Genomic DNA, 24,099 nt, shown 5'->3' on the forward strand with positions numbered 1-24,099 from the left:
CCCTTTTTTAAGGGCTTTTCTTTTCCAAGTTCGCAAGCTCTGAATTAAGAAATGAGCTTAATCGCCTCTCGAATGAGTAATGCACGGTAGCCCATGTAAACGGCGACCACCGTAAACCCAAAAAGAAAGAGTTTGGGTACAAGTTCTCCTTCGCTGACTATTTCGCTATTGAGTAGGCCAATAGCAACTGCGAAAAAGAATAGTGCGCCTACAGCAAGCACCAACCAATTTTCATGATGGCTCATTTTCTGGGTTTGATTCTTATAGGCAAGAACTTGAAAGCCACTATCTTTTTGATAGCCTGAGACAGTCAATTCATCACCATTGGCAATCACCATTGGCGATGAGAATGTAGCCTTAATCGCTTGATCACCTAATTTGAATTTAGAAATATAGAAACGTTTGTAATAAATCGAAGAATGATCGTGAGTTGGTTTTTCTGGGTTGACGTATTCCAGAAGTTCATTGTTGAGATTGCTCACTATTCCAGAGGTGGCGCTAATGGAGGTAGATAAAAAACGGCTTGGCTTGGTGATAGTCATCAACAGAATCCCTAAAAGACTGAAGAGCAGAATGAAGAGTAGGGTAGGTTTTAGTTTTTTCATAGAGCATTTAAATTCTAAATTTTTACCCTAATCAATCATATCCACTATATAGCTAATAGGGATTGCAAATCCTTAGTTCAGAGGAAAGCCTACCTTCAGAATGTATTCATTGACGGTGTGGCTATCCCATACTCGTGCGTTAGAGCATTCCGCTTCGCCACCACCCATGCAGGTGCCACCGGCTAGCTGATAACGCCATGCCCCAGTGACCCACCAGTCTTTGGCGGCATAGTGCAAATTAGGTCCCACAAATGTGGCGCGTTGTACTTGATTGCGCAAGTTGAGCTCAGAATAGTCATTATGAAAGCGCGCCTCTACACCTGCTGACCATTTGGGGGCAATACGATAGCTTGCGCCAACCAGAATATCCAGCATGGATTCTGGAACGTTGCCGTTTTCTATAAATTTAAGACGCTCATTAGCAACCACTATATTGCTGGCGACAATCAAGCGATCGTCAATAAAGTTGGACTGTAGTAAGAGGCGCGCCTCAATTTCATCTTTATTTCTTCCCCAACTTGGTTCGAGATAGAGACCTACGCCAACGGGTGAGGTAACGGGATTGGTAATTCGGTAAATTGCTTCGAGAGAGCCACCTTCAATCCCACTTTTTCTGTATGCGGTTGATGGATCATGGGAGGAGGGAACGCCGTAGCCTCCAGTGCAGCTAGGCGCGTCTTCGCATGCCTCGGGATTGGTGTAGTTTTGATTGGCGCTGGTGTAATAAGAATTAATGTAACCAGCGATTTGTAAATCGTTCGTAAGGCCGTACTCTAATTCTGTTCTAGCAGTCCATGCATCATATGATCCTGCTGCTTGTTGTTGATTGAGTTGTAGTCGTTGCTCAAACTCTAAGGTTCCTTTGGGTTGTAAATCGAGGGTATAAATCCAGCCAAACACGCCTTCACCAGCATTTGCAAATGAGAAATTTAGGGTGGCAGCAAGAAAAAGGCTGAAGGCCAAAAGTCTTTTGATAGTGAGTTTCATAGAGGGTCGTCATCTTTTTGAGAGTTGATTGAAAGTGATCGAATGGGTAATTCGAATCGGATTCCAATATAGCAAATCAAATAAGAATGATTCTCAAATAGGTATAAGACCATTCCTCAATAAATGGCTAGATGAATATGGGATTAGATTTGAAATCAGCGCGCAGCTGCGCTGTTTACTCGACTTTTATTTCTTTATAGCTTGTAAGATGCATATATGGATTCACAAGCATTAGAAAAATTAGTTTCAATGAAAATGCCATTTGGTAAGCATGCAGGTCGCGCCATTGCAGACTTGCCAGGAAATTACTTAGCGTGGTTTGCTCGTGAGGGATTTCCGAAGGGTGAGTTAGGCGAATTACTTGAATTAATGCACACGCTTGATCACAATGGCTTGCGTGGACTCTTAGCACCAATACAAAAAGCACAAAAAGCGCAAAATTCACAAAGAGCACACAACGTACTTGATTAATTTACTTTGATCGAACGATGACAGTTACGCGCTTACGCTCGTAAGTAACGCCAGGGGTCTCTGGTGGACTACTCTGACTAAGCTCGATTGCAACCTGAGTTTGAGACTGCAGCTGATTGGCAATCTGCTTTGCAAGCTCAGCATTCTGATCATATTGAATCTGAACGCTAGCAACTTTGCCTGCTTTAATGCTATTAAGAATCGCACTTACCTTCTCAGCCGAATAGGTGTCAAAAAATACGGGATACCAGCCGCCTACTAAGCTCGCATTCTGCCCAGTCTTGATGGGTTTAGGGTTAGTTGAGACTGTGTTGCTTGGATTGGATTCGCCTTGAATCGGCAAATGAAAATCGATGCCCGTTTTGCTTACTAATTCTGCATATGAAATTGGTGGCGTCATTAATGCGTCGTTGGAATTTTCAATCCAATAAGCCCATGCCAAATTTTTGCTGGGGTCATATACCAATTTATATAAATGACTCGGTATCGTGACATGACCTCTACCGATGCTCCCTTGGTTTCCGGTTGAGCCAGTAAAGACATAAATATCTCCCGCAGCTCTTTTGGCGTAATGTCTAGTTGGCTCCTCAACATTCTTGGCCCAGATGCCCTGATTATTTTGTCTAGCCTGCGGCATCATATTAGCCAAGGAGAATGATTGGTCCATTGCTCTCTCATTACTCATGTCACCTGCTGGCGCGTTATGGCCTCGGTCATAGCCGCTGCCCCGATAGTCAGAGAGAAGTGCTCTTTCTGAGAAAGGCAGTCTGGCCTCTTCATAAAACTGGTTGCTTCTACGTGGATGTGGCGCTGATAACTGTTCTCGATTGAGCTTCTGGGCAACATAGATGGGCTTCTTATCTTGGGGCGAGTAATAAACCGCAAAGCTATCAAAGCAGAGATCTCGACCCACTTGAGTAGCACTAGGAATGCGCTGATTGGGAAAAAGGTCCTTGCAGTCATCAAATAGGGCTAGTGCCCTAGGAGGCGTGAGTAGGTACCCAAGCAAGCAAATGAGGCTGATGACACGGAGCAAGCCAGGTGATTTGAGATCTGAATTCATTACCCATAAGTGTAGGGCTAGCCAATTCCTCTAAGCTTGGTGTTCGCTGTAGAGCTAGTGGGAAATCAGGCTGCTTTCATTGATTGGCGCACTGCCAAGGCCTTATAAATAGTGCCTTGCAGCAATAATGGTCGATAACTACCTGTAGAAAATAATATGAGCTTAAACACTAGATGTATGGTTTTTTCAGGCAATTTTTGATTCCAAATAGTAAAAAAATTGGAAATTAGTCAATTTTTTATAGAATGAAATTAGTGCCCCCTAACATCTATAAGTAATTGATTTATATATATTTATTCCTGAATTTAGGCAGCATATTCGGGAACTCCCGTATTTCAACAACTAAAAGTTATTGAAATTTAGTTCTTTATTCTTGACTTGATATAAGAACCTTTTTAGGATGACCCATGTTTTTAATATATTGCGATGCAACATAAAACAGCTAGGCAAAGGTCTTGAGTGTCTTGAATGTTTTGGGGTGTCGCAAACCAGTGAATGAGTAAATGTATAACGAACAATTTGAGTGAGATGCAGGAGTCGCAGTCAGCTATGCTGTCTGCAAAAGACCTGCTAGCCCATGCGATGGCTCCGGTATATCGAGTCATTAATGGCTTGCTAGTTGTTACAGTATTTATGGTTGTCGGTCTTTGGCTCTCAGGCAACGGCACCAATGCTGGCGCTTTTGACTTGGCCCGAATTCTAGTTCCAGATGAGGCACGTCATATCGTGTGGAGCAATGGCTTTGGCATGCTTGATCAATACAAGACCAGTGAGAATGTCGCAACCGCTTCCGATACAGACATTGCCTCGGTGATATATCAAAAGTCAGGTCATCACGAACCTGGACTAACGAGCGTGAAGCAACAAACTATTGCTTTATTGATGCCTTCAGTAGCGCAAATGCAGGTGAAGTCTATCTCCCATTTGGCTGATCGCATCCCAACATCAAAGGTGGATCCCCAAGCTCTTGATAGTAATTTGATGGGTTCTATTCAGAATCAACGTGCTGTCGCTGACTTCTTTGAGAAAAAATACAACCTCGATCGCAATAAGATTGAAGAGTATGTTTCAAATACGATTTTGATCGCGAAAGAAGTCAATATTGACCCAATCTTATTGTTAGCAGTGATCTCGGTGGAATCGAATTTCAATCCAAACACAAGAAGCCAAGCTGGCGCAGAAGGTCTCATGCAAGTGATGACATCTGTTCACCGTGAAAAATACGCTTTGTATGGTGGAACTCAGCAGGCCGTGAAACCAGAAGTCAATATTCGCGTGGGCGCATATATTCTGAAGTACTTAATTGCTACAGCAGGTTCTTTGCGCAATGGTCTGAAATATTACGTAGGTGCTGCTAATGCAGAAGATGATGGGGGCTATGCCGATAAGGTATTGGCAGAGCGTAATCGACTAATTAGCTTATGCCAAACCAAGTCCATGAACCGCCTGACTTTAAATGGAAAACCTCTGCGTTCTTAATCAGTAAGATGACTAATTGATAGTCGCCAGATGAACAAAAAGCCACCCTAGGGTGGCTTTTGTATTTTTGTATTGCGTAGTGAAACTTTAGTTCACGCCATGCAATTCGACATCAAATACAAGCGTTGCGTTAGGGGGAATAACGCCGCCAGCGCCACGAGCACCATAACCCATCTCGGCTGGAATAATCAGAGTACGCTTGCCACCAATCTTCATGCCGGCAACGCCTTGATCCCAGCCTTTGATAACGTGACCGGCGCCTAGTGGGAAACTAAACAGTTGTCCGCGGTCGAGCGAACTATCAAATTTTTGACCTTTATGGTCCGGCGCATTTTCATCGTAGAGCCAGCCGGTGTAATGCACGTCAACGCGATTACCTGCCGTTGCTTCTTTGCCATCACCAACGACAGTATCGATTTTCTTGAGTTCAGACATGATGTATTCCTTTAAAGTATTTCTTAGGTATTTCTATAGGTTCAAATGACTGGCTAGTATAGGCGTATCAGGCCTTGTTAGTTTTTCGATGTTGAAGAGCTAGCCAAATTAAAGCAACTGCGGTAATCGCAGCGGGAATGAGTGAGCCTAAATTCAGAATCTCCCAGCCTTGAGAGGTAATAAGGGCGCCTGACCCAAAAGAGGTGAATGCCATGGTGCCAAACACAAAGAAATTAATAGCAGCCTGGGCCTTATCACGCTCATTTGGTTTGTAGGCTGTTATAGCTAGAGAAGTTGATCCGGTAAATAGGAAATTCCAACCCACGCCAAGCAAAAAGAGGGCAATGAAAAATTGATGAAGGTCTGTGCCACTCAAGGCAATAAATATGCAAATGAAATTAAGGCTGACTCCAAGCCCCATGATTTTGAGAGCGCCAAAACGTTGAATCAGCGCCCCTGTAAAAAACCCAGGTGCGAACATGCCAATAACGTGCCACTCCAACACTAGGGCGGTATCAGAAAAGGGGAGTCCGCAAATTTGCATCGCTAATGGCGTGGCTGCCATAAGGAGATTCATAACCCCATAACCAAGCGCTGCTCCGATGATTGCCACCAAAAAGACAGGCTGACGCAAAATGGTATTGAGAGGTCTGCCATCTGAGAGGGCATGCTGGGTTTTGAATTCTTCTGGAAAGTGAATGAACTGCATCACAAGAATTCCGATGAAGGCTGCAATGGACAGTGTTAGGTAAGCGCCCAAGAAGGCAGTCTCAAATAGATTCCGAGTCCAAGAGGCTAGATTAGGGCCGATCACTGCACCCAAAATACCGCCAGCCAAAACCCATGAGACGGCTTTATCTCGCTGACTTACTTCGGTGAGCTCTGCCGCCGCAAAACGATAGAGTTGCCCGTTAGCGCTGTAGTAACCAGCAATGAATGTGCCAACCACTAGTAGCCAGAAGTTTTTGCTGAATGCCGCATAGGCGCAAAGCAGCGCAGATAAGACGGCCACCAAAAGACCGAGCTGAAAAGAAATTTTTCGACCAAAGTGATTTTGTGACTTCGCGACTAGGGATGTGGAAAAAGCGGCACCAACAACATAGCCCATCACAGGTAGGGTGGCCATCCAGCTTACGGGGGCAAGGCTATAGCCAACTAAGCCATTAATAGCAATAAAAGTAACATTATTGGTTAGGAATAGGCCCTGGCAAATAATGAGTAAGCATAGGTTCTTGTTTAGTAAGGGGTGCTGGTTGCTGGGCATGGCATGCAGTTTACGAGGAATTGAGCGTGGCTACCGTCTCGGTGGATTCCCTTAAATTGGGCAATATAGGTGGTTTTTGGGCGAAAAACCGCAATTTATGCCAACCCCAATGATTTAAAATTGAACTCTCGCCTCATTGGCAAAAGGGTGCGTTTTAACTGTAAAACGAGCTAACTAAAAGTGCTTTGCAAAATGCGGAATATGAGAGTGGCAGGGTAAAAACCTGACTCTGTAAATTTATCAATATTGAGGAAACGTTAATGGCTTCAGAGAAATCAAAGATTATTTACACGCTGACAGACGAAGCGCCGCTTTTGGCGACTTGCGCATTTTTGCCAGTTATTCGTACTTTCACTGCGCCAGCCGGAGTGGAGATTGTGAAGAGTGACATCTCAGTTGCGGCGCGTATTTTGGCTGAGTTTTCTGACTACTTAACAGATGCCCAAAAAGTTCCAGACAATTTAGCTGAGTTGGGCAAGATGACTTTGCTCCCTGATACCAATATTATTAAGTTGCCAAACATCAGTGCCTCTGTACCCCAATTGGTTGCTGCTATTAAAGAGTTACAAAACAAGGGTTACAAGATTCCTAATTTCCCTGATGATCCTAAGACGGAAGAAGAAAAAGCGATTCGCGCTCGTTACTCTAAGTGCTTAGGTAGTTCTGTAAACCCAGTATTGCGCGAAGGTAACTCTGACCGTCGTGCGCCACCTGCTGTGAAGCGTTATGCACGTAAGAACCCTCACTCTATGGGTGAGTGGAGCCAAGCTTCTCGTACACACGTCTCCCATATGCATGGCGGTGACTTCTATTCCAGCGAGAAGTCAATGACTATGACTAAAGCTTGTGATGTGAAGATGGACCTGGTTACAAAGAGCGGTAAAACCATTGTGCTCAAACCAAAAGTCTCTTTGCTTGCCGGTGAAATCATCGATAGCATGTACATGAGCAAAAAGGCCTTGTGTGAGTTCTACGAAAAAGAAATCGAAGATGCGTATAAGACCGGCATGATGTTGTCCTTGCATGTGAAGGCAACCATGATGAAGGTGTCACACCCGATCGTTTTCGGTCACGCTGTAAAGATTTTCTATAAAGATGCTTTTGAGAAGCATGCGAAGTTGTTCGAAGAGTTAGGCGTTAACGCTAACAACGGTATGAGTAGCTTGTACGACAAGATCAAAACTTTGCCAGAGTCTAAGCGCGAAGAAATCATTCAAGATTTACATGCTTGCCATGAGCATCGTCCTGCATTGGCGATGGTAGATTCAGCAAAAGGTATTACCAACTTACACTCTCCAAGCGATGTGATTGTGGATGCGTCAATGCCAGCCATGATTCGTGTGGGTGGCAAGATGTGGGGCGCGGATGGTCGTTTGCATGACACTAAAGCGGTAATCCCAGAAAGTACCTTTGCCCGTATTTATCAAGAAATGATCAATTTCTGTAAGACACATGGCAACTTCGATCCAAGAACCATGGGTACCGTTCCAAACGTGGGCTTAATGGCTCAACAAGCTGAAGAGTACGGCTCACATGACAAGACATTTGAGATTCCGGAAGCTGGCGTGGCTCGTATTGTTGCTGATGACGGCACTGTATTGCTCGAGCAAAACGTAGAAAAGGGTGATATCTGGCGTATGTGCCAAGTGAAAGATGCCCCAATCCGTGACTGGGTCAAATTGGCAGTTAATCGCGCCCGTCTATCAAATACTCCAGCGGTGTTCTGGTTGGATGAGTACCGTCCGCACGAAGCTGAATTGATCAAGAAAGTAAAAACATATCTTAAGGACTATGACCTTGAGGGTGTGGATATCCAGATCATGTCTCAGACTCGCGCCATGCGTTACACCCTTGAGCGCGTGATTCGCGGTAAAGATACTATTTCCGTGACTGGCAATATCTTGCGCGACTACTTAACAGACTTGTTCCCTATTATGGAATTGGGCACCAGCGCGAAGATGCTCTCGATTGTTCCATTAATGGCTGGTGGCGGTTTGTTTGAAACTGGCGCGGGTGGTTCTGCACCTAAGCACGTGCAACAGTTGGTAGAGGAAAATCACTTGCGTTGGGATTCACTTGGTGAGTTTTTAGCTTTGGCGGTTTCGCTTGAGGATATTGGTGATAAGACAGGTAATCCAAAAGTGAAAATCTTGGCGCGCACTTTGGATGAAGCTACAGGCAAGTTATTGGATAACAATAAATCGCCTTCGCCACGTACTGGTGAGTTAGATAACCGCGGTAGTCAGTTCTACTTAGCCATGTATTGGGCAGAAGCATTGGCCAATCAAACTGAGGATAAAGAATTGGCGGCACATTTCGCGCCTTTGACAAAAACCTTGGCTGAAAACGAGCAGAAGATTGTTGAGGAGCTCAAGGCAGTTCAAGGTAAGCCAGCTGACATTGGTGGTTACTATGTTGCTGACTCTGAGAAATGCAAAGCAGTTATGCGCCCAAGCCCAACTTTCAATGCAGCATTGAAAGCGGCAAGAGTGTAGTACATAAAAGTGCTGATGCACCAGATATGAGCATTAGCGCATTGATGTTAGGTGTTAGCGATAGTAATTTCTTATATTAATTAGCGCTATCATTCAAAGGCAAACTTTCGGGTTTGCCTTTTTCTTTTTTCAGTCTTTGCAAAATACTTAATGCCAAAACCAAAAGACCTCATCGAGCTAAGTTATTTGAGCGAAGCAGTCTCAGATATGTCTTTCCTTGGTTTGATGCGACTCTTAGAGTCAGCACGAGTCTTTAATCAAAAACATGGTGTGACTGGCATTTTGTTTTACGATAATCAGCAGTTCGGGCAAATCATTGAAGGTGAGCGCGCTAACATCATGAAGGTTTGGAAGCGGATTCAAGAAGACGATCGTCATCATCGCATTTATCTATTAGAGATTCGTGAAATTGCAGAGCGAAGCTTTCCAGACTGGCTTATGCGCTTTTATGGCGGAGAAACACTAGTACGAGACTATCCAGTATTGGCGGGCATGGTTGCTGGTATGGATAAGCACAGCTTGCGCCTGCTCAATCAGATGCGCGCCGCCCAAGAAGAGTAGTGCCCTAGGATTCCCGCGTTTATATCTAGCTCAAGCAATAAATTGCCATCGGTAGCAAAATAGACCCATTGCTTTAGTAGGGGTCAACCATGCGCTTTAAAGATAAAACCATACTTGCTAGTGACATCACGCCTAGAGACGTTTTTGAAAATCGACGTTCGATAATCAAGACTGCCGCAGCTGGTGGTTTTGGTATGGCTTTAGCACCATGGTTTTCTCGTCAAGCGCTTGCATCAAACCCAGAAAAATTAGCTGCCACTTTAAATACGACCTATAGCGTTAAAGAAGAGCCAACACCATATAAGTACGTTACTGGCTATAACAATTTCTATGAGTTTGGCACTGATAAATCTGATCCAGCTGCCCATGCAAATACTTTGCAAACAAGACCATGGGCGATCTCCATTGAGGGGCTTGTAAAAAAACCACTTACGCTAGATATCGATGCATTATTAAAGCTAGCTCCAATTGAAGAGCGTATTTATCGTTTGCGCTGTGTTGAAGGTTGGTCCATGGTAATTCCTTGGGATGGGTACTCCTTATCCAAATTAATAAACAAAGTTGAGCCATTGGGGTCCGCAAAGTATGTGGAATTTATTTCTCTGGCAGATCGCAAACAGATGCCAGGAGTCGGTAGCAATATTCTGGATTGGCCCTATCGTGAAGGCTTGCGCATGGATGAGGCCATGAATCCTCTGACCTTGCTGACGTTGGGTTTATACGGAGAAGTTTTGCCTAAGCAAAATGGTGCGCCTGTACGAATAGTGGTGCCCTGGAAGTATGGTTTCAAGAGCGCAAAATCAATTGTCAAAATTCGATTTACCGAAGAGATGCCAAAGACCAGTTGGAGTCAGTTTGATTCAAGGGAGTATGGTTTTTACTCCAACGTCAATCCACAGGTTGATCATCCACGTTGGAGCCAAGCGACAGAGCGTCGTATTGGTGACCCCAAGGGAATGTTTGCACCAAAAGTGAAGACCCAAATGTTTAATGGATACGCAGACCAAGTTGCGAGCATGTATGCTGGGATGGATTTAAAAAAATACTATTAAGCCCCATGAATAACTTTAGTCGTCTGGTTTTTACACTTAAACTATTTTTGCTGTGTTCATTTAGTTACGCCCAAGAGTCTGCTGTCAAAACTATCCCCTCTCTTGATGTGCCTCGCTACATGGGAACTTGGTATGAGATTGCCAAATTTCCAAATTGGTTTCAGAAGAAATGTGTCAGCAATACCCAGGCGGTTTATTCATTTAGGCCTGACGGAAACTTAAAAGTGCTTAATAGCTGTAAAACTGCTGATGGCGAGATCTCTCAAGCAGAAGGGACAGCAAGGCAAGTAGGTGCAAAAGATTCGCCAAAGTTAGAGGTGCGGTTTGCTCCGGCTTGGCTATCTTTCTTGCCAATGGTTTGGGGTGATTACTGGATCATCGATCTAGATTCTCAATATCAGGTAGCAGCAGTAAGCGACCCTAGAAGAGAGTATCTATGGGTATTGTCTAGAAATCCACAAATGGATAAAAAGACCTACGATGCTTTGTTGCAGCGCCTACAGAATCAACAATTTGACATTCATAAGCTAGAGCTCACTCAGCAGTTAGTAAGTTTCCCAAAAAATTAAGAAGAATTCATTGAAACGGTCTCCATCAATACAACATGTATTGCCTCCGGGCATTGAGGTCTTTGAGAGAGGGTGGTTGTCTGCCAATAATATTCTTCACTTTGGCGAGCATGATGTTTCCTTGGTCGACACTGGTTATGTTGCTCATCAAGGCATGACTCTAGCCCTTGTGCGTAATGCCTTGAATAAACACCAGCTAAATACTGTCAATAAGGTTGTTAATACTCACCTGCATTCCGATCACTGTGGTGGCAATTCAGCCTTGCAAGAGGCTTATGGTAGCCAGATTTATATCCCTGCTTCTGAAGCTGAAGCAGTTCGCGATTGGAATATGGATTTACTTAGTTATCAAAACCTAGGGCAAGACTGCCCACGATTTAGCTTTAATCATTTACTAATACCAGACCAGCATATAACTCTAGGTCGATATGAATGGGATATCTTGGCTGCGCCAGGGCATGACCCTCACTCAGTTATGTTATATCAAGAGCAGAATGGCATATTAATTTCTGCCGATGCTTTGTGGGAAGAAGGCTTTGGTGTGATCTTCCCCGAGCTTTGGGGTGAATCGGGATTCGAAGAAGTCGCTCAAACTCTTGATCTCATAGAAAGCCTTTCGATTTCTTTAGTGATTCCGGGGCATGGAAAACCTTTTGTGGATGTTGCTGCCGCTCTCGCTACAGCGCGCTCCCGTCTAGATTACTTAGCATCAGACCCTGACAGAAATGCTCGACATGGAGCTAAAGTCTTACTGAAATACAAATTATTAGAATGGCGTAGCAAAGAGTTATCTTTAGTAAATCAATGGATCTCAAATACGCCCGCCTTAAATAGCGCAGCAAAGCAATTGAATATGAATATGGATGAATTTTGTATATGGCTTATGCAAGCATTGGCTAAGTCTGGCGCGGCTGTTATCGAGGATAATCACTTAATCGATAAAAATTAGTCATAAAGCCAAATGAACTTATAAAAACTTAAAGGATGACAAGGGGAAATATGGAACATACTGTTTTGGTGACTGGTGCAACTGCTGGATTTGGTGAGGCAACAGCTAGACGCTTTTTAGCACATGGACATAAAGTGATTGCGGTTGGAAGGCGGCAAGAGCGCCTAGATGCTATTAAAGCCTCTTTGCCTGTGGATCAGCAAAAACGTTTACTCACTTTATCGGTGGATGTTTGTGATAGCGCCAAAGTGGATAAGTTAGCCAATGCATTGCCAGCAGAATTTGCGAACGTAACAGTATTAGTTAATAACGCCGGATTAGCATTGGGCTTAGAGCCAGCACATCAAGCATTTCTGAATGATTGGGATCGAATGATTGACACCAACATTAAAGGTTTGGTTCATATGAGCCGTGCATTTTTACCGGGCATGGTTGAGCGTAAGCGTGGTCACGTCATTAACCTAGGTTCTGTAGCTGCTAATTACCCCTATCCTGGTGGAAATGTCTACGGCGGTACCAAAGCTTTTGTAAAGCAATTTAGTTTAAATTTGCGTGCTGATTTAATTGGCACCCCTGTGCGTGTGACTTGCATTGAGCCTGGTATGTGTTCGGGAACCGAGTTTTCAAATGTGCGCTTTAAGGGCGATGATGATAAAGCGGGCAAAGTCTACACTGGTGTGAAAGCATTAAGTGCCGACGATGTTGCTGAAGCAATTTATTGGTCAGCCACTTTGCCAAGTCACATGAATATTAATGTGTTAGAGCTGATGCCAGTGCAACAAGCATTTAATGCATTCAATGTGCATCGCGGAGAACTTTAAAACTTTTTGTCTTGTTCTTTCCAGCGGTAAAACTTGGGATAGACACGCATCACTACTGGCCCGTTGAAATCCCAAGATTTGCAGGTACCAAGATATAGGGGCGGCTTGTTTTCATCGGGATCAAATAAGGCACCTGGAATGGCTTGAAAGGCTGCTGTAGCTAAGCTGTTGAGTAGCTCGCGCAAGTGCGTACAGCCTGCAATCCCGCCAATGTGAGTTTGAATGGTTTTTCGCCAGCCCTTACCCAGTCTTTCGCCAATCAAAGCGGTCATCGGTGGAATTGCTTGAGGGCATTCAGGATGGGGGTGCCCATCCATGACCACTTCAATATCTTGAATCACTAATTCATTATTGAGAGTCACCCTAACCCACATGTCATGAAAAGCTTCACCAGGTTGCCAAGTGGTTCCACCAGTTGTAAACGGAGTTGCTTTGTAGTCCTTTAAATGCCCTTCGATATCCCATAAACCATCTTCCCGCGCATAACCCTGGAAAGTGATTTCTCGGGTGTGTAGAGGTGATCGGGGTTTGGGGAATGAAAGCATGGTGACCAAATAAGAAATGCGAAAGGCTGATAGCTCAATGATAATGAATTGAGGCAAAACTTGCTATCCAAGCTCATACGTAAACGCGCCCTGTAGTATGCTCTGCAGCATATGGCAAAACCGATCTCTCTTGAAAAAATCTTATTTAGCCAAGGCTTTGGCACGCGACGCTATTGCGCTGATTTAGTCTATGCTGATTTAGTCAAGGTTAATGGGGTTTTGGCGGAAGATCCAGACGAGCGTATCTCTACCGAAGGCCTCACACTCAATGTAGACGGCAAAGATTGGGAATATCACGAGAAAGCTTACATTGCATTCAATAAGCCCCTGAATTATGAGTGCTCCCACAAGACAACACATCACGCAAGTGTCTACAGTCTATTGCCTGCGCCCTTTGTAGAACGAGGTCTGCAGTGTGTGGGTCGACTAGATTACGATACCACTGGATTGCTATTAATTTCAGATGATGGTCAATTCATTCACAAGATGACGACGCCAAAAAAGAATATTGGTAAAGTCTACGAGATCACCGCAGCAAGCCCGATTACTCAATCTCAGATCGATCATTTACTCAATGGCGTAGTTTTAGACGATGATCCAAGGCCATGTTATGCCACAGCTTGCCAACAGGTTTCCGAGAATGTGTTAGCGATGACAATCGTTGAAGGAAGATATCATCAGGTAAAGCGCATGATGGCTGCGGTTGGTAATCATGTAGCCCAGCTACACCGTACGCAAATTGGTGCTTATTTAATGCCTAAAGATTTGCCAGAAGGCCAGTGGCGCTGGCTTTATGCAGATGATTTGCGCCTTCTATCTCAAAGTGTGGATTTAAAGTGAGTTCTGAAGAGGGGGTCTAACAAAGTGAAGTCTACTAGATTGCCAAACGATTTTGATTTTGAGAAACATCTTCCCTTATGGAAACGGGATATTGCAGGTATTGCAATCGAGCGCAACTTTATTTTTAAAGACTTTCAACAGGCATTTGCTTTTATGACGCTTTGTGCCCAATTCGCTGAAGAAATCGATCATCATCCTGATTGGTCAAACACCTGGAATCGAGTCAATGTGCGCTTAAGCACTCATTCAGAAAACGCATTAACGCAATTAGATATTGAAATGGCTAAAAAGATGGATGGCTTTGCTGCACAAATTCAAACTCAAGTTCAAACCTAAAAATTAATGCTCATCACCTTCTTGAGCCTTCTCATTGAGGCTCATTAGGATAGTTGCCAATAATCCATAGACCACTTCGGTTGAGATCATCCCATCCTCGTCCAGCTCGTCAATGAGGTCGTTAAGGCAGTCTTCAGTAGGTTCATTTAGTAGGGTCATGGCGCATTCGCAACCATAGTTAAAGTCTTCGTCGTTTTGGTCTTGGTGATTGTTTGTCATAGATATCCTTGCTAGAGGTCTCAGAATAGCAAATTACCTAGGAACTGGATACCAATTGTCGCTGCTGAGCATAGATGGCAAATGGAGGGCAAAGGTCGCATTTCTTGTGCAAACGCACAAATCTCATAATGATTTATAGTAATTCGAAAAATAAAATAAAGGAGGCAGCATGCAGCTAAATATCAATGGTCAAGTCCACAATATTGACGTGGAGCCAAATATGCCCTTGTTGTGGGCGATACGGGAAGTGGTGGGTTTAACTGGTACCAAGTATGGGTGTGGCGTTGCGCAATGTGGCGCCTGCACTGTCTATATGAATGGCGAGCCAGTGCGTTCTTGTTCTATTCCCGTCTCAGCTGTTGGCGCTGCCAAGATCACTACTATTGAGTCGCTCTCTAAAGACAATACACATCCAGTGCAGAAAGCATGGATTGCATTAGATGTCCCTCAGTGTGGTTACTGTCAGTCCGGTCAGGTGATGGCCGCTGCAGCATTGCTCAAGCGCATTCCAAAACCAACAGATGCTGATATCGATAATGCGATGTCAAATATTTGCCGTTGCGGAACTTATCAAAAAATTCGTGATGGCATTCATGTGGCATCAGGTCAGAAAAAATTAGCGGATGTGCTGGCGCAATACCAAGCTTCTCCAGCAACACGTGGTTAAGGAGAAGAATATGACACTCGAAAATACTTCACGTCGCGATTTCATTATCAAGGGCACCGTGCTTGGCGGAGGCCTCATGTTGGGTATTGGCGCTTTACCAGAAAACGCTTTGGCCCAGGCTGGGGCGCAATATGACCCTAATACGCCTACTAAAGCTGGTGATGCAGAAGTCAATGCCTGGGTAAGCATTAAACCAGATGACACCGTTTATATTCGTATTGCTCGATCAGAGATGGGGCAGGGAACTCGAACTGGCTTGGCGCAATTAGTGACCGAAGAGTTGGAATGTAACTGGAAAAAAGTCAAAACACAGTCAGCCACACCAGGACAAAGCTTGGCACGCAAGCGCGTTTGGGGTGAGCACGGTACTGGTGGCAGTCGCGGCATCCGAATATCAGAAGACTATGTGCGACGTGGTGCAGCAGCTGCTCGTATCATGTTGCTTCAGGCTGCTGCAAATCAATGGAATGTTCCTGTTAGTGAATTGACTGTTGATAAAGGGGTGATTACACACATCCCATCTGGGCGCAAAACAACTTACGGAAAAGTTGCTGAGCTGGCATCTACCTTAACTCCCCCTGATCCAAAATCAATCACCCTAAGAGATCCTCGCAAGTGGAAGGTTGCTGGTCAGCCTTACGCACGCATTGATACCGCCAATAAAGTCAACGGTACCAAGGTGTATGGTGCCGATTTGCAAATGCCAGACATGTTGTGCGCATCGGTGAAGTCCTGCCCGGTTTTTGGTGGCAAGCTTGTCAGTTATGACGAGGCAAAGATTCGGGGAATGCGTGGTGTCAAAGGCGTTGTCCAGATTAACGATAGTACTGTTGCCGTCGTGGCTGATACATGGTGGCGTGCAAACACTGCTTTGAATGCTTTGCCGATCGTCTGGGATGAGGGCAAAGCCGCCAATGTTTCACAGGCCGATATCGATAAGATGTTGCGTAATGGCTTGGATGAGCAGGGTGATTTCTGGCAGCGCAAAGTGGGTGATGCGCCTCAAGCAATTAATAGCTCCGCAAAGAAGGTCGAAGCAATTTATTACACCCCATATCGAGCTCACGTCACGATGGAGCCAATGAACGCAACTGTGAAGATTAGTGGTGACCGTGCTGAGGCTTGGGTGCCAACACAAAATGGTGAAGGCTCATTAGCGGCATTGTCAGAAGCTACCGGCATTCCTCTAGCGAACTGTGAAGTTTATAAGCTTGACTCTGGTTGTGGTCTTGGTCGCCGTGGTTCCACTCAAGACTTTACAACTTTTGCTGCAAAAGTCGCTATGAAATTTCCAGGCACTCCTGTAAAAGTGTTATGGAGTCGTGAAGAAGATATGACCCATGACTACTACCATCCGATTGCGATGGCCAAGATGAGCGCCGGTATTGATAGCAGCGGCAATGTGACTGGTATGCATATTAAAGTGGCAGGCCAATCTATTAACGCGACATTAGCGCCTTCAGCAATCAAGGATGGCAAAGATGAGCGGCAATTACAAGGCTTTTATGAAAAGGGCCCCGATGCGCAACTTGGCTATACCTTCCCAACTCTCTTGACTGAATACGTCATGAAAAATACCCACGTTCCAGTTGGACCATGGCGTGGCGTTAATACAAACCAGAATGGCATCTTTATGGAATGCTTTATGGATGAGTGTGCCAAAGCGGCAGGCAAAGATCCTGTGAAATTTAGGCAAGTACTTATGCAGAATCATCCAAAGCATTTGGGGGTTCTCAATGCAGCCGCTGAAAAAGCAAATTGGGATAAGCCATTGCCTGCGGGCACCTATCGTGGCGTTGCGCAGTTTATGGGTTATGCCAGCTACTCGGCATGCGTCGCCGAAGTCTCAGTCGATGGAAAAATGGTACATGTGAAGCGCCTAGTATTCGCTTTAAATTCGGGCCACGTCGTCAACCCTTACTTAACGCGTGAGCAAATTGAGGGTTCAGTAGCGATGGCCTTAGGTGCGATTTTCAATCCAGAAATTACCGTTGAAAACGGCCGTATTAAGCAACAAAACCTCGATTCTTATCCTCTCTTGAAATTGGCTTCAACCCCCAGAATTGAAACAGTTCTGGTGCCAACTTATGATTTCTGGGGTGGGGTAGGTGAGCCAACCATTTGTGTCGTTGGTCCCGCTGTCGCTAATGCGATATCGGCCGCGATTGGAAGGCCTGTGCGTAACTTCCCTCTGTATAAAGAAGGATTAACTCTCGCTTAAAATTTTGGCTCGTAATACATGGCTCCATCAGTCGAATGATTGTTGGAGCCATTTTTATATTTGGCTTACTATGACGTGATGCAGGCAAATATCAAGTTATCCAAAACTATTCTATTTTTTATTGCGCTAATGCCGCTAGCGCGCCTATTGTGGTTGGCGAACGATGATGGCCTGGGAGCTAATCCAATCGAATTTATCACCCGCTCAACAGGCGCCTGGGCTTTGGTATTTTTGTGCATTACTCTCGCCATGACTCCAATGCGAATGATCACAGGTTCTGCGAGTTGGATTAAGTATCGTCGTATGTTGGGACTCTTTTGTTTCTTCTATGCCTGTCTCCATTTTGGAATTTGGTTTTATTTAGACCAATCTTTAGATTTGCAAGCAATGATTCATGATGTTCTCAAGCGCCCATTCATTACGATGGGTTTCTTAAGCCTCGTCTTATTATTGCCCCTAGCATTCACATCCAATCAGTGGGCGATTCGCAAGCTAGGCAGGCGATGGACTTTATTGCATAAATTGGTTTACATCATCGCTTGCACAGCCATTGCCCACTACTGGTGGCATAAGGCTGGAAAAAATGACTTAGGAACAGTAGCAATATATGCTGGCGTGATCGTAGGCTTACTTTTTCTGCGACTGCCTGCCATTCGTAGATGGTTTGTAGCCTAGGAGTATAAAAACCGATTAGTCTTTATTCGGAGAAGGCGAGTTCCGGAATCGAATTTAAATTCAATAGCTCAAGTGCAGTATCGGGAGTGGCATTGAGCCAGCGATCAAATAAATCTGGTCGTAATGGAACAACTGTGCGCTTTTCATCTTCTGGCTTATGACAACGTCGCATGATGGGGTGTTCGCTGGCATCAATCGTTAGCATCGAGAATGACACAATTAATTCACCTGTTTCTGGTTCGGTCCAGGTGTCCCAAATGGAGGCAATTGCCATGGGCTCTTGATTGGCTTGACCAATTTTTGTTCTGACAGCTTTGCCAGATTCATAGCAGGGTTCATAAAAAGCATCTGCTAGTGCTAATGCAAAGTGACGTTTTGACCAAGCGTTTTTGTAAGAAGGTTTTTCGCTAACCGTTTCAGATCGAGCGTTATAGGTTTTCCTGCCAAAATCTTCGTCTTTTGCCCATGCCGGAATGAGCCCAAAGCGAGCAGGGCCAATTGCAGTTCGTTGGGTATTGTGGCTCTTAAGAACAATCATTCCTGGATAGGTCGGAAAAACATCATGGGCGCTTGACGGTGGCAACTCTAGGTCAAAGTGGGATTTGACCCAAGCATTGTTGTCGGTAGTTAGATATTGAACACACATAAAACTATTTTACTGACGGTTATGCCGACATGCTTATGCTAGCTGTTAACATTGAGACTCCTAAGATAAGAGAGTCCTCATGAGAAAACTAGTATTTAAAAGCCTATTGATTGCTACGCTGAGTGCTGCAACAGGTTCAATTTATGCCCAGCAAAGCGGGTTGCCAATTAATGCGGCTGCTTCCGTTAATGGTGTCATCATCACGAATGATATGGTTGAGCAAGGAATTCGAGTTGCTTTATCTCAGGGTCAGAAAGATTCTCCTGAACTACGCAAAGCGGTGATCGAGAAATATATTGAAGTGTTATTACTTTCTCAGCAGGCCGAGAAAGACGGATTGGCAAATTCTGATAAGGCCAATACGCAACTAGCCATGATTCGCCAAAACTACTTAGCGGATCTAGAGTTAGCCACATTCATGGAAAAAAATCCTATTACCGATGCCGATGTGCGTGCTGAGTACAACAAGCAGGTGGGATCTTTAGGCCCGCAAGGCATGATTGTGGAATACAAGATCAGCGATATTGCCGTTGCAAGTGAAGCAGATGCTCAAGCAGCTATGAGTCGCATTAAAAAAGGCGAAGCCTTTGATAAGGTTGCTCGTAGCGTTTCCCTTGCTCCCAATAAGGCTCAGGGTGGTGCGGCTGGCTGGGTTCAGCTCGGCCAACTTCCACAGCCGTTATCTGCTGCTATTGCCAATCTCAACAAAGGTCAGATGTCTACCCCAATCCAGATGCAACAAGCTTGGTATTTAATTAAGGTTGAGGATAAGCGTTCAAGCAAGCCACCAACATTTGAGCAGGCAGAAAAAGCTGTCAGAGCTGGTTTAATGCAGAAAAAGCAATTTGAGTTCTTATCTCAGCTTGCCAAAGATTCTAAGATCATAGTTCAGTAAAAAAGGCCCCTCGGGGCCTTTTAATTTCGTGCTTACTTGCGCTCTAGAGTAAGGAAGGCAAAGTGAATATCGTTTTCAGATCCTGGCACTCGCTCAACTTCTTTCCAATCGGATGCGTTTGGGATTTCAAAGAAAGTATCCCCGCCTTCCACGTCAATATCAATTTCTGTTACATACAGACGGTCAGCTCTGTGAAACGCCTGTTTAAATAGCTGCTCTCCGCCAATCACGAATACTCTTGGTGAGTCAGAGAGGCTGGCAAGCGCTTCATCTAGTGAGCCAGCAAGCTCTGCGCCCGCAGGCGAGTAGTCTGCATTGCGGCTTACTACGATGTTCCGACGTCCTGGCAATGGGCGACCAATGGATTCCCAAGTCTTTCTTCCCATAATGACAGGATGACCCATGGTGACGCGTTTAAAAAACTGGAGGTCAGCTGAAATTTTCCAGGGCATCTGGTTGTCGCGACCAATCACGTGGTTACGTGAACGAGCAACAATCATGGAGATGGCAGGTTGAGTCATAAACAATCTTATACAGCTACAGGAGCTTTGATATGTGGATGTGATTCGTAGCCAACGATTTCAAAATCCTCAAACTCATAATCAAATATTGAGTTCGGTTTTCGGAGGATGTTGAGTTTCGGTAGTGGGAAAAAGTCTCTAGATAGCTGTAAATTCACTTGCTCAAGGTGATTGCTGTACAAATGGCAATCACCGCCGGTCCAAATAAAGTCACCTACTTCTAAATTGCATTGTTGCGCCATCATATGGGTCAGCAGAGCATAGCTCGCGATGTTAAATGGGACGCCTAAGAAGATATCTGCACTGCGTTGATAGAGTTGGCAAGACAGTTTGCCTTCAGCAACATAGAACTGAAAGAATGCATGGCATGGTGCTAATGCCATACGAGGAATATCCGCCACATTCCAGGCTGAAACAATAATGCGGCGTGAGTCAGGATTCTTTTTAATTGTCTCAACCACTTCAGAAATCTGATCAATGTGTTGCCCATTGGGTGCAGGCCATGAGCGCCATTGATAACCGTAGATGGGGCCAAGATCGCCATCTGGTGCGGCCCATTCATTCCAAATCGATACGCCACGCTCTTTGAGCCAATTGTTGTCGGTGCTACCTTTGAGAAACCAAAGTAATTCATAAATGATGGACTTGAGGTGTAGCTTCTTGGTTGTCACCATTGGGAAGCCATCAGCCAGGTTAAAGCGCATCTGATGCCCAAATACAGAGATCGTGCCTGTGCCAGTCCGGTCAGACTTTTTAACGCCCTTAGCAAGGACTTCTTTCATGAGATCGTGATATTGGCGCATAGGGTAGGAACTAAATTAAGTACTAAGTATTGTTAATTAATTGCTAATAAGGATAGCTTACTCGAATGTGGGCGACTGCACCCCAAGGGCTTTATGCAGCTTGGTGGAGGTGGTGGTGTATTGGAGCTGAATCGGCTTTTCAGGGTTCAAATAGGCGGCTGCGGCAAAGGCAGCTAAGGCAGCCTCATGAAAGCCGGACAAAATCAGCTTTTTCTTTCCGGGGTAGATATTGATATCACCTACCGCGTAAATACCCGGAATACTGGTCTGAAATTTTTCGGTATCAACTGCGATTTGCTTGCGGTCTATATCCAAGCCCCATTCAGCAATTGGACCTAATTTTGGAGAGAGTCCAAAGAAGATCAAAAGATCGTCAAGCTCTAATGATTGGGTATTCCCTTCAATATCGTCCACGGCAACACCAGTCAAAGTTCCATCTTGTACTTCAAGACCGGTAATTTGACCAATGAGCAATTGAATCTTTCCCGCATCACAAAGTTCGCGCATTTTTGTAATCGACTGAGGCGCCGCTTTAAAGTCATTACGACGATGAATGAGGGTGATGCTTGATGCGGAGTTAGCAAAATACAAAGCCCAATCAAGTGCAGCGTCCCCGCCACCACAAATGACAATCCGTTTGCCTGTAAATTGTTCTGGCTGTTTAACGTGGTAGAAGACTTGCTTGCCAACTAGAGATTCAATGCCCTCGAGATTGAGTAGCCTAGGTTGGAAGGCGCCAACTCCAGCAGCAATAAACACAGTCTTAGCCAGAAAGGATTTGTTTTCAGAGGTCGTCAATAGAAATCGACCATCTTCTTGTTGCTCAAGACTCGTAACGTCTTGTCCCAAATGAAATTGGGGTTTAAATGGTTCGATTTGTTTTAGAAGATTGCTAACAAGCTCTCGACCAGTGCATACGGGTATCGCGGGAATATCGTAGATAGGCTTATCGGGGTAGAGTTCAATGCATTGACCGCCAATTTCTGGCAATGCATCTATGACGTGCGCCTTAATGTCTAGGAGGCCAAGTTCAAAAACTTGAAAGAGCCCCACAGGACCGGCGCCAATGATGACTGCATCAGCTTCTGTGGGGGAGTGCAAGGCAGTTCTCTGACTTAATGAATATGGTGAGTTAATGCAATTAGCTAAAGAGCGAAGGATTTACCTCTGCAGCTGATCGAGTTTGTTTTTAACGTCTTTCCATTCTTCAGCATCTGGAAGTGCTGCTTTAGATTTGGTGATTGAAGTCCAGGATGGAGCTAACTCTGCATTGAGCTTAATGAAGGCTTGTTGATCACCTGGCACATCATCTTCGGCATAAATCGCATTTACTGGACACTCTGGAACACACACTGCGCAATCGATACACTCGTCTGGATCGATTACTAAAAAATTAGGGCCTTCGCGAAAGCAATCCACTGGGCAAACATCAACGCAGTCAGTGTATTTGCAGCGGATGCAGGATTCGGTAACAACGTAAGTCATGGTTTTAATGAATGGAGCCCAAAAACGAGGGCTGCTGGGTTGTAAAACCTCAATTTTAGCCGAAATACCCCAATCTATTTGAGGTAAAGTTCCCCCTATGAATACATCAACTAATACCCAAAATACTGGCGCAAAACCCAAAATATTGGTCGCTCGGGCGATATTTCCGGAGGCTTTGGCTAAATTAGAGGCAAGCTTTGAGGTTCGATCCAATCAAGAGGATGTGATTTTCACGCCTGAACAATTGCACAAAGAACTCTCAGGAGTTGTAGGAGCTTTGGTTGCTGGTAGCGAGCGTATTGACGCTACAGCATTGGCAAATGCAAAGGATCTAAAAGTCGTTGCTAATATTTCCGTGGGGTATAACAACTTTGATGTGCCAGCAATTACTGCCGCTGGTGTCATGGCAACAAATACTCCAGATGTGCTGACTGATACCACCGCCGATTTTGGTTTCGCACTCTTGATGGCAACCGCCAGAAGAATTACAGAGTCAGAGCATTGGGTGCGAGCGGGTCATTGGGATAAATGGTCGATTGTGAATAATCCACTCGGCATGGATTTGCATCACAGCACTATTGGCATTATTGGCATGGGTCGCATCGGTCAAGGAATTGCTAAGCGCGCACTGGGATTTGGTATGAATGTGATTTATCACAACCGCAGCCGTTTATCAGATGTTGATGAAAAAGCTTGTAGAGCAAACTATGTTTCAAAGGAAGAATTATTGCGTTCGGCCGATCACGTTGTCTTGGTCTTGCCCTATACCCCTGAGAATCATCACACCATTGGCGCAAAAGAGATTGCCCTAATGAAACCCACGGCAACCCTGATTAATATTGCGCGGGGCGGCATTGTGGATGACTTGGCTTTAGCCCAAGCTTTAAGAGAGAAAAAGATATTTGCTGCTGGCTTAGATGTCTTTGAAGGCGAACCAAAAGTTAATCCTGAATTACTGAAGCTGAGTAATGTTGTGCTTGCGCCTCATATTGCTAGTGCGACAGAAAAGACACGCAGAGCCATGGTGGATTTAGCGATTGATAATGTCATAGCTGCGCTATCTGGAAAAAAGCCACCAAGTTTAATTAATACGGAAGTTTTTAAGGCTTAGTTAAATAAGAATCGCAACTTATTAGTTGTAAAACAAAAGAGCCGAGATATCTCGGCTCTTTTGTTTAATCGAGTGAAACTAGAAAATTACTCGGCTTCAATTTCTTCTGGAAGATCACGCAGTGCAAGTTCAATGCCGCCGAATTTTCCAGCAACCCAGTTGTAAACTTTGCATGCAACCCAGAGCAGGCCAAATCCCAGCAAGGCATTTAAAATCAAGGCAGACAGAACGGTAAACCCAGGAATAGCGCCGTCACGAATGAAGGCGACAAACAAAGCAAGCAAAACGATTGGAACCGAGAAACAGAGATAAACCAATACCAGTGTTTTGGCTGTATGCGTTGGGTCTAGGAAAGCAAGTTCTTTTTTGGTTAGTTTCATGATG

At 44.8% G+C, this 24,099-nt stretch carries 28 protein-coding genes; 15 read left to right on the plus strand and 13 right to left on the minus strand.

Features of this window, described 5'->3' with window-relative positions; all coding sequences use genetic code 11:
- Positions 1–44: 44 nt before the first annotated feature.
- Both NHB35_RS02040 and NHB35_RS02045 read right to left on the minus strand, forming a co-directional pair.
- Positions 45–605 (minus strand): hypothetical protein, encoded by a 561-nt coding sequence (locus NHB35_RS02040; protein WP_353432729.1) that lies wholly within the window; start codon positions 603–605, stop codon positions 45–47.
- Positions 606–677: 72 nt separating this feature from the next.
- On the minus strand, positions 678–1,592 hold the full coding sequence (locus tag NHB35_RS02045; protein WP_353432730.1) for a DUF6662 family protein: 915 nt from the start codon (positions 1,590–1,592) through the stop codon (positions 678–680).
- Between the two features lie 216 nt (positions 1,593–1,808).
- Here NHB35_RS02045 and NHB35_RS02050 point away from each other — a divergent pair, with 216 nt between their 5' ends.
- The gene (locus NHB35_RS02050) at positions 1,809–2,063 is read left to right on the plus strand and encodes a DUF3820 family protein (protein WP_353432731.1); all 255 of its coding nucleotides are present in this window, start codon (positions 1,809–1,811) and stop codon (positions 2,061–2,063) included.
- A gap of 1 nt (position 2,064) precedes the next feature.
- Here NHB35_RS02050 and NHB35_RS02055 read toward each other — a convergent pair whose 3' ends face one another.
- Entirely contained in the window at positions 2,065–3,126 is a 1,062-nt protein-coding gene (locus tag NHB35_RS02055; RefSeq protein ID WP_353432732.1) for a DNA/RNA non-specific endonuclease, read from the minus strand.
- 549 nt (positions 3,127–3,675) lie between these two features.
- Here NHB35_RS02055 and NHB35_RS02060 point away from each other — a divergent pair.
- Entirely contained in the window at positions 3,676–4,605 is a 930-nt protein-coding gene (locus tag NHB35_RS02060) for a transglycosylase SLT domain-containing protein (RefSeq protein WP_353432733.1), read from the plus strand.
- An 87-nt stretch (positions 4,606–4,692) separates the two neighbouring features.
- On the opposite strand, the gene NHB35_RS02065 is transcribed toward NHB35_RS02060, so the two are convergent.
- The gene (locus NHB35_RS02065; RefSeq protein WP_353432735.1) at positions 4,693–5,040 is read right to left on the minus strand and encodes an FKBP-type peptidyl-prolyl cis-trans isomerase; all 348 of its coding nucleotides are present in this window, start codon (positions 5,038–5,040) and stop codon (positions 4,693–4,695) included.
- Between the two features lie 67 nt (positions 5,041–5,107).
- Entirely contained in the window at positions 5,108–6,304 is a 1,197-nt protein-coding gene (locus NHB35_RS02070) for an MFS transporter (RefSeq protein ID WP_353432736.1), read from the minus strand.
- A 260-nt stretch (positions 6,305–6,564) separates the two neighbouring features.
- Here NHB35_RS02070 and NHB35_RS02075 point away from each other — a divergent pair, with 260 nt between their 5' ends.
- The 6 genes from NHB35_RS02075 (at position 6,565) to NHB35_RS02100 (ending at position 12,751) form a co-directional block, all read left to right on the plus strand.
- Positions 6,565–8,799, plus strand: coding sequence for an NADP-dependent isocitrate dehydrogenase (locus tag NHB35_RS02075; RefSeq protein ID WP_353432737.1), 2,235 nt, complete (start codon positions 6,565–6,567; stop codon positions 8,797–8,799).
- 150 nt (positions 8,800–8,949) lie between these two features.
- Positions 8,950–9,360 carry a BLUF domain-containing protein gene (locus NHB35_RS02080; protein ID WP_353432738.1) on the plus strand — a complete coding sequence of 137 codons (411 nt, stop codon included), beginning with the start codon at positions 8,950–8,952 and terminating at the stop codon, positions 9,358–9,360.
- Positions 9,361–9,449: 89 nt separating this feature from the next.
- Entirely contained in the window at positions 9,450–10,412 is a 963-nt protein-coding gene (gene msrP, locus NHB35_RS02085) for a protein-methionine-sulfoxide reductase catalytic subunit MsrP (protein ID WP_353432739.1), read from the plus strand.
- A 5-nt stretch (positions 10,413–10,417) separates the two neighbouring features.
- Positions 10,418–10,981, plus strand: a complete 564-nt coding sequence (locus NHB35_RS02090) for a lipocalin family protein (protein WP_353432740.1) — start codon at positions 10,418–10,420, stop codon at positions 10,979–10,981.
- A 10-nt stretch (positions 10,982–10,991) separates the two neighbouring features.
- On the plus strand, positions 10,992–11,930 hold the full coding sequence (locus tag NHB35_RS02095) for an MBL fold metallo-hydrolase (protein WP_353432741.1): 939 nt from the start codon (positions 10,992–10,994) through the stop codon (positions 11,928–11,930).
- Positions 11,931–11,980: 50 nt separating this feature from the next.
- Complete coding sequence (locus NHB35_RS02100; RefSeq protein WP_353432742.1) at positions 11,981–12,751, plus strand: SDR family NAD(P)-dependent oxidoreductase; 771 nt, start codon at positions 11,981–11,983, stop codon at positions 12,749–12,751.
- Here NHB35_RS02100 and NHB35_RS02105 read toward each other — a convergent pair.
- Positions 12,748–13,353: a DUF2889 domain-containing protein gene (locus NHB35_RS02105; protein ID WP_353432743.1), complete on the minus strand. Its 606-nt coding sequence runs from the start codon at positions 13,351–13,353 to the stop codon at positions 12,748–12,750. The genes NHB35_RS02100 and NHB35_RS02105 overlap by 4 nt on opposite strands.
- A 54-nt stretch (positions 13,354–13,407) precedes the next feature.
- On the opposite strand from NHB35_RS02105, the gene NHB35_RS02110 reads away from it, so the two are divergent.
- Both NHB35_RS02110 and NHB35_RS02115 read left to right on the plus strand, forming a co-directional pair.
- On the plus strand, positions 13,408–14,136 hold the full coding sequence (locus NHB35_RS02110; RefSeq protein ID WP_353432744.1) for a 16S rRNA pseudouridine(516) synthase: 729 nt from the start codon (positions 13,408–13,410) through the stop codon (positions 14,134–14,136).
- 24 nt (positions 14,137–14,160) lie between these two features.
- Positions 14,161–14,472, plus strand: coding sequence for a 4a-hydroxytetrahydrobiopterin dehydratase (locus NHB35_RS02115; protein ID WP_353432745.1), 312 nt, complete (start codon positions 14,161–14,163; stop codon positions 14,470–14,472).
- Between the two features lie 3 nt (positions 14,473–14,475).
- Here NHB35_RS02115 and NHB35_RS02120 read toward each other — a convergent pair whose 3' ends face one another.
- Complete coding sequence (locus tag NHB35_RS02120; RefSeq protein WP_353432746.1) at positions 14,476–14,691, minus strand: hypothetical protein; 216 nt, start codon at positions 14,689–14,691, stop codon at positions 14,476–14,478.
- A 169-nt stretch (positions 14,692–14,860) separates the two neighbouring features.
- On the opposite strand from NHB35_RS02120, the gene NHB35_RS02125 reads away from it, so the two are divergent.
- Genes NHB35_RS02125 through NHB35_RS02135 form a run of 3 tightly spaced genes read left to right on the plus strand, consistent with a single transcriptional unit; the run spans position 14,861 to position 18,254 of the window.
- Positions 14,861–15,358, plus strand: a complete 498-nt coding sequence (locus NHB35_RS02125; protein ID WP_215390245.1) for a (2Fe-2S)-binding protein — start codon at positions 14,861–14,863, stop codon at positions 15,356–15,358.
- Between the two features lie 10 nt (positions 15,359–15,368).
- A complete protein-coding gene (locus NHB35_RS02130) occupies positions 15,369–17,579 on the plus strand; it encodes a molybdopterin cofactor-binding domain-containing protein (protein ID WP_353432747.1) in 2,211 nt (736 codons plus the stop codon).
- A 42-nt stretch (positions 17,580–17,621) separates the two neighbouring features.
- Positions 17,622–18,254, plus strand: coding sequence for a protein-methionine-sulfoxide reductase heme-binding subunit MsrQ (locus NHB35_RS02135; RefSeq protein ID WP_353432748.1), 633 nt, complete (start codon positions 17,622–17,624; stop codon positions 18,252–18,254).
- Positions 18,255–18,276: 22 nt separating this feature from the next.
- On the opposite strand, the gene NHB35_RS02140 is transcribed toward NHB35_RS02135, so the two are convergent.
- Complete coding sequence (locus tag NHB35_RS02140) at positions 18,277–18,900, minus strand: SOS response-associated peptidase family protein (RefSeq protein ID WP_353432750.1); 624 nt, start codon at positions 18,898–18,900, stop codon at positions 18,277–18,279.
- Positions 18,901–18,979: 79 nt separating this feature from the next.
- On the opposite strand from NHB35_RS02140, the gene NHB35_RS02145 reads away from it, so the two are divergent.
- On the plus strand, positions 18,980–19,795 hold the full coding sequence (locus tag NHB35_RS02145; RefSeq protein WP_353432752.1) for a peptidylprolyl isomerase: 816 nt from the start codon (positions 18,980–18,982) through the stop codon (positions 19,793–19,795).
- 32 nt (positions 19,796–19,827) lie between these two features.
- On the opposite strand, the gene NHB35_RS02150 is transcribed toward NHB35_RS02145, so the two are convergent.
- Genes NHB35_RS02150 through fdxA form a run of 4 tightly spaced genes read right to left on the minus strand, consistent with a single transcriptional unit; the run spans position 19,828 to position 22,604 of the window.
- Positions 19,828–20,316, minus strand: a complete 489-nt coding sequence (locus NHB35_RS02150; protein ID WP_353432754.1) for a dihydrofolate reductase — start codon at positions 20,314–20,316, stop codon at positions 19,828–19,830.
- 8 nt (positions 20,317–20,324) lie between these two features.
- On the minus strand, positions 20,325–21,119 hold the full coding sequence (locus tag NHB35_RS02155) for a thymidylate synthase (protein ID WP_353432755.1): 795 nt from the start codon (positions 21,117–21,119) through the stop codon (positions 20,325–20,327).
- 57 nt (positions 21,120–21,176) lie between these two features.
- Positions 21,177–22,220, minus strand: coding sequence for an NAD(P)/FAD-dependent oxidoreductase (locus NHB35_RS02160; RefSeq protein WP_353432756.1), 1,044 nt, complete (start codon positions 22,218–22,220; stop codon positions 21,177–21,179).
- A gap of 60 nt (positions 22,221–22,280) precedes the next feature.
- A complete protein-coding gene (gene fdxA / locus NHB35_RS02165; RefSeq protein WP_353432758.1) occupies positions 22,281–22,604 on the minus strand; it encodes a ferredoxin FdxA in 324 nt (107 codons plus the stop codon).
- 97 nt (positions 22,605–22,701) lie between these two features.
- On the opposite strand from fdxA, the gene NHB35_RS02170 reads away from it, so the two are divergent.
- On the plus strand, positions 22,702–23,715 hold the full coding sequence (locus tag NHB35_RS02170; RefSeq protein WP_353432759.1) for a D-glycerate dehydrogenase: 1,014 nt from the start codon (positions 22,702–22,704) through the stop codon (positions 23,713–23,715).
- A gap of 86 nt (positions 23,716–23,801) precedes the next feature.
- Here NHB35_RS02170 and NHB35_RS02175 read toward each other — a convergent pair whose 3' ends face one another.
- On the minus strand, positions 23,802–24,095 hold the full coding sequence (locus NHB35_RS02175) for a hypothetical protein (RefSeq protein ID WP_353432760.1): 294 nt from the start codon (positions 24,093–24,095) through the stop codon (positions 23,802–23,804).
- Between the last annotated feature and the right edge of the window lie 4 nt (positions 24,096–24,099).

Source organism: Polynucleobacter sp. MWH-UH23A, from assembly GCF_040409805.1.
GTDB lineage: Bacteria > Pseudomonadota > Gammaproteobacteria > Burkholderiales > Burkholderiaceae > Polynucleobacter.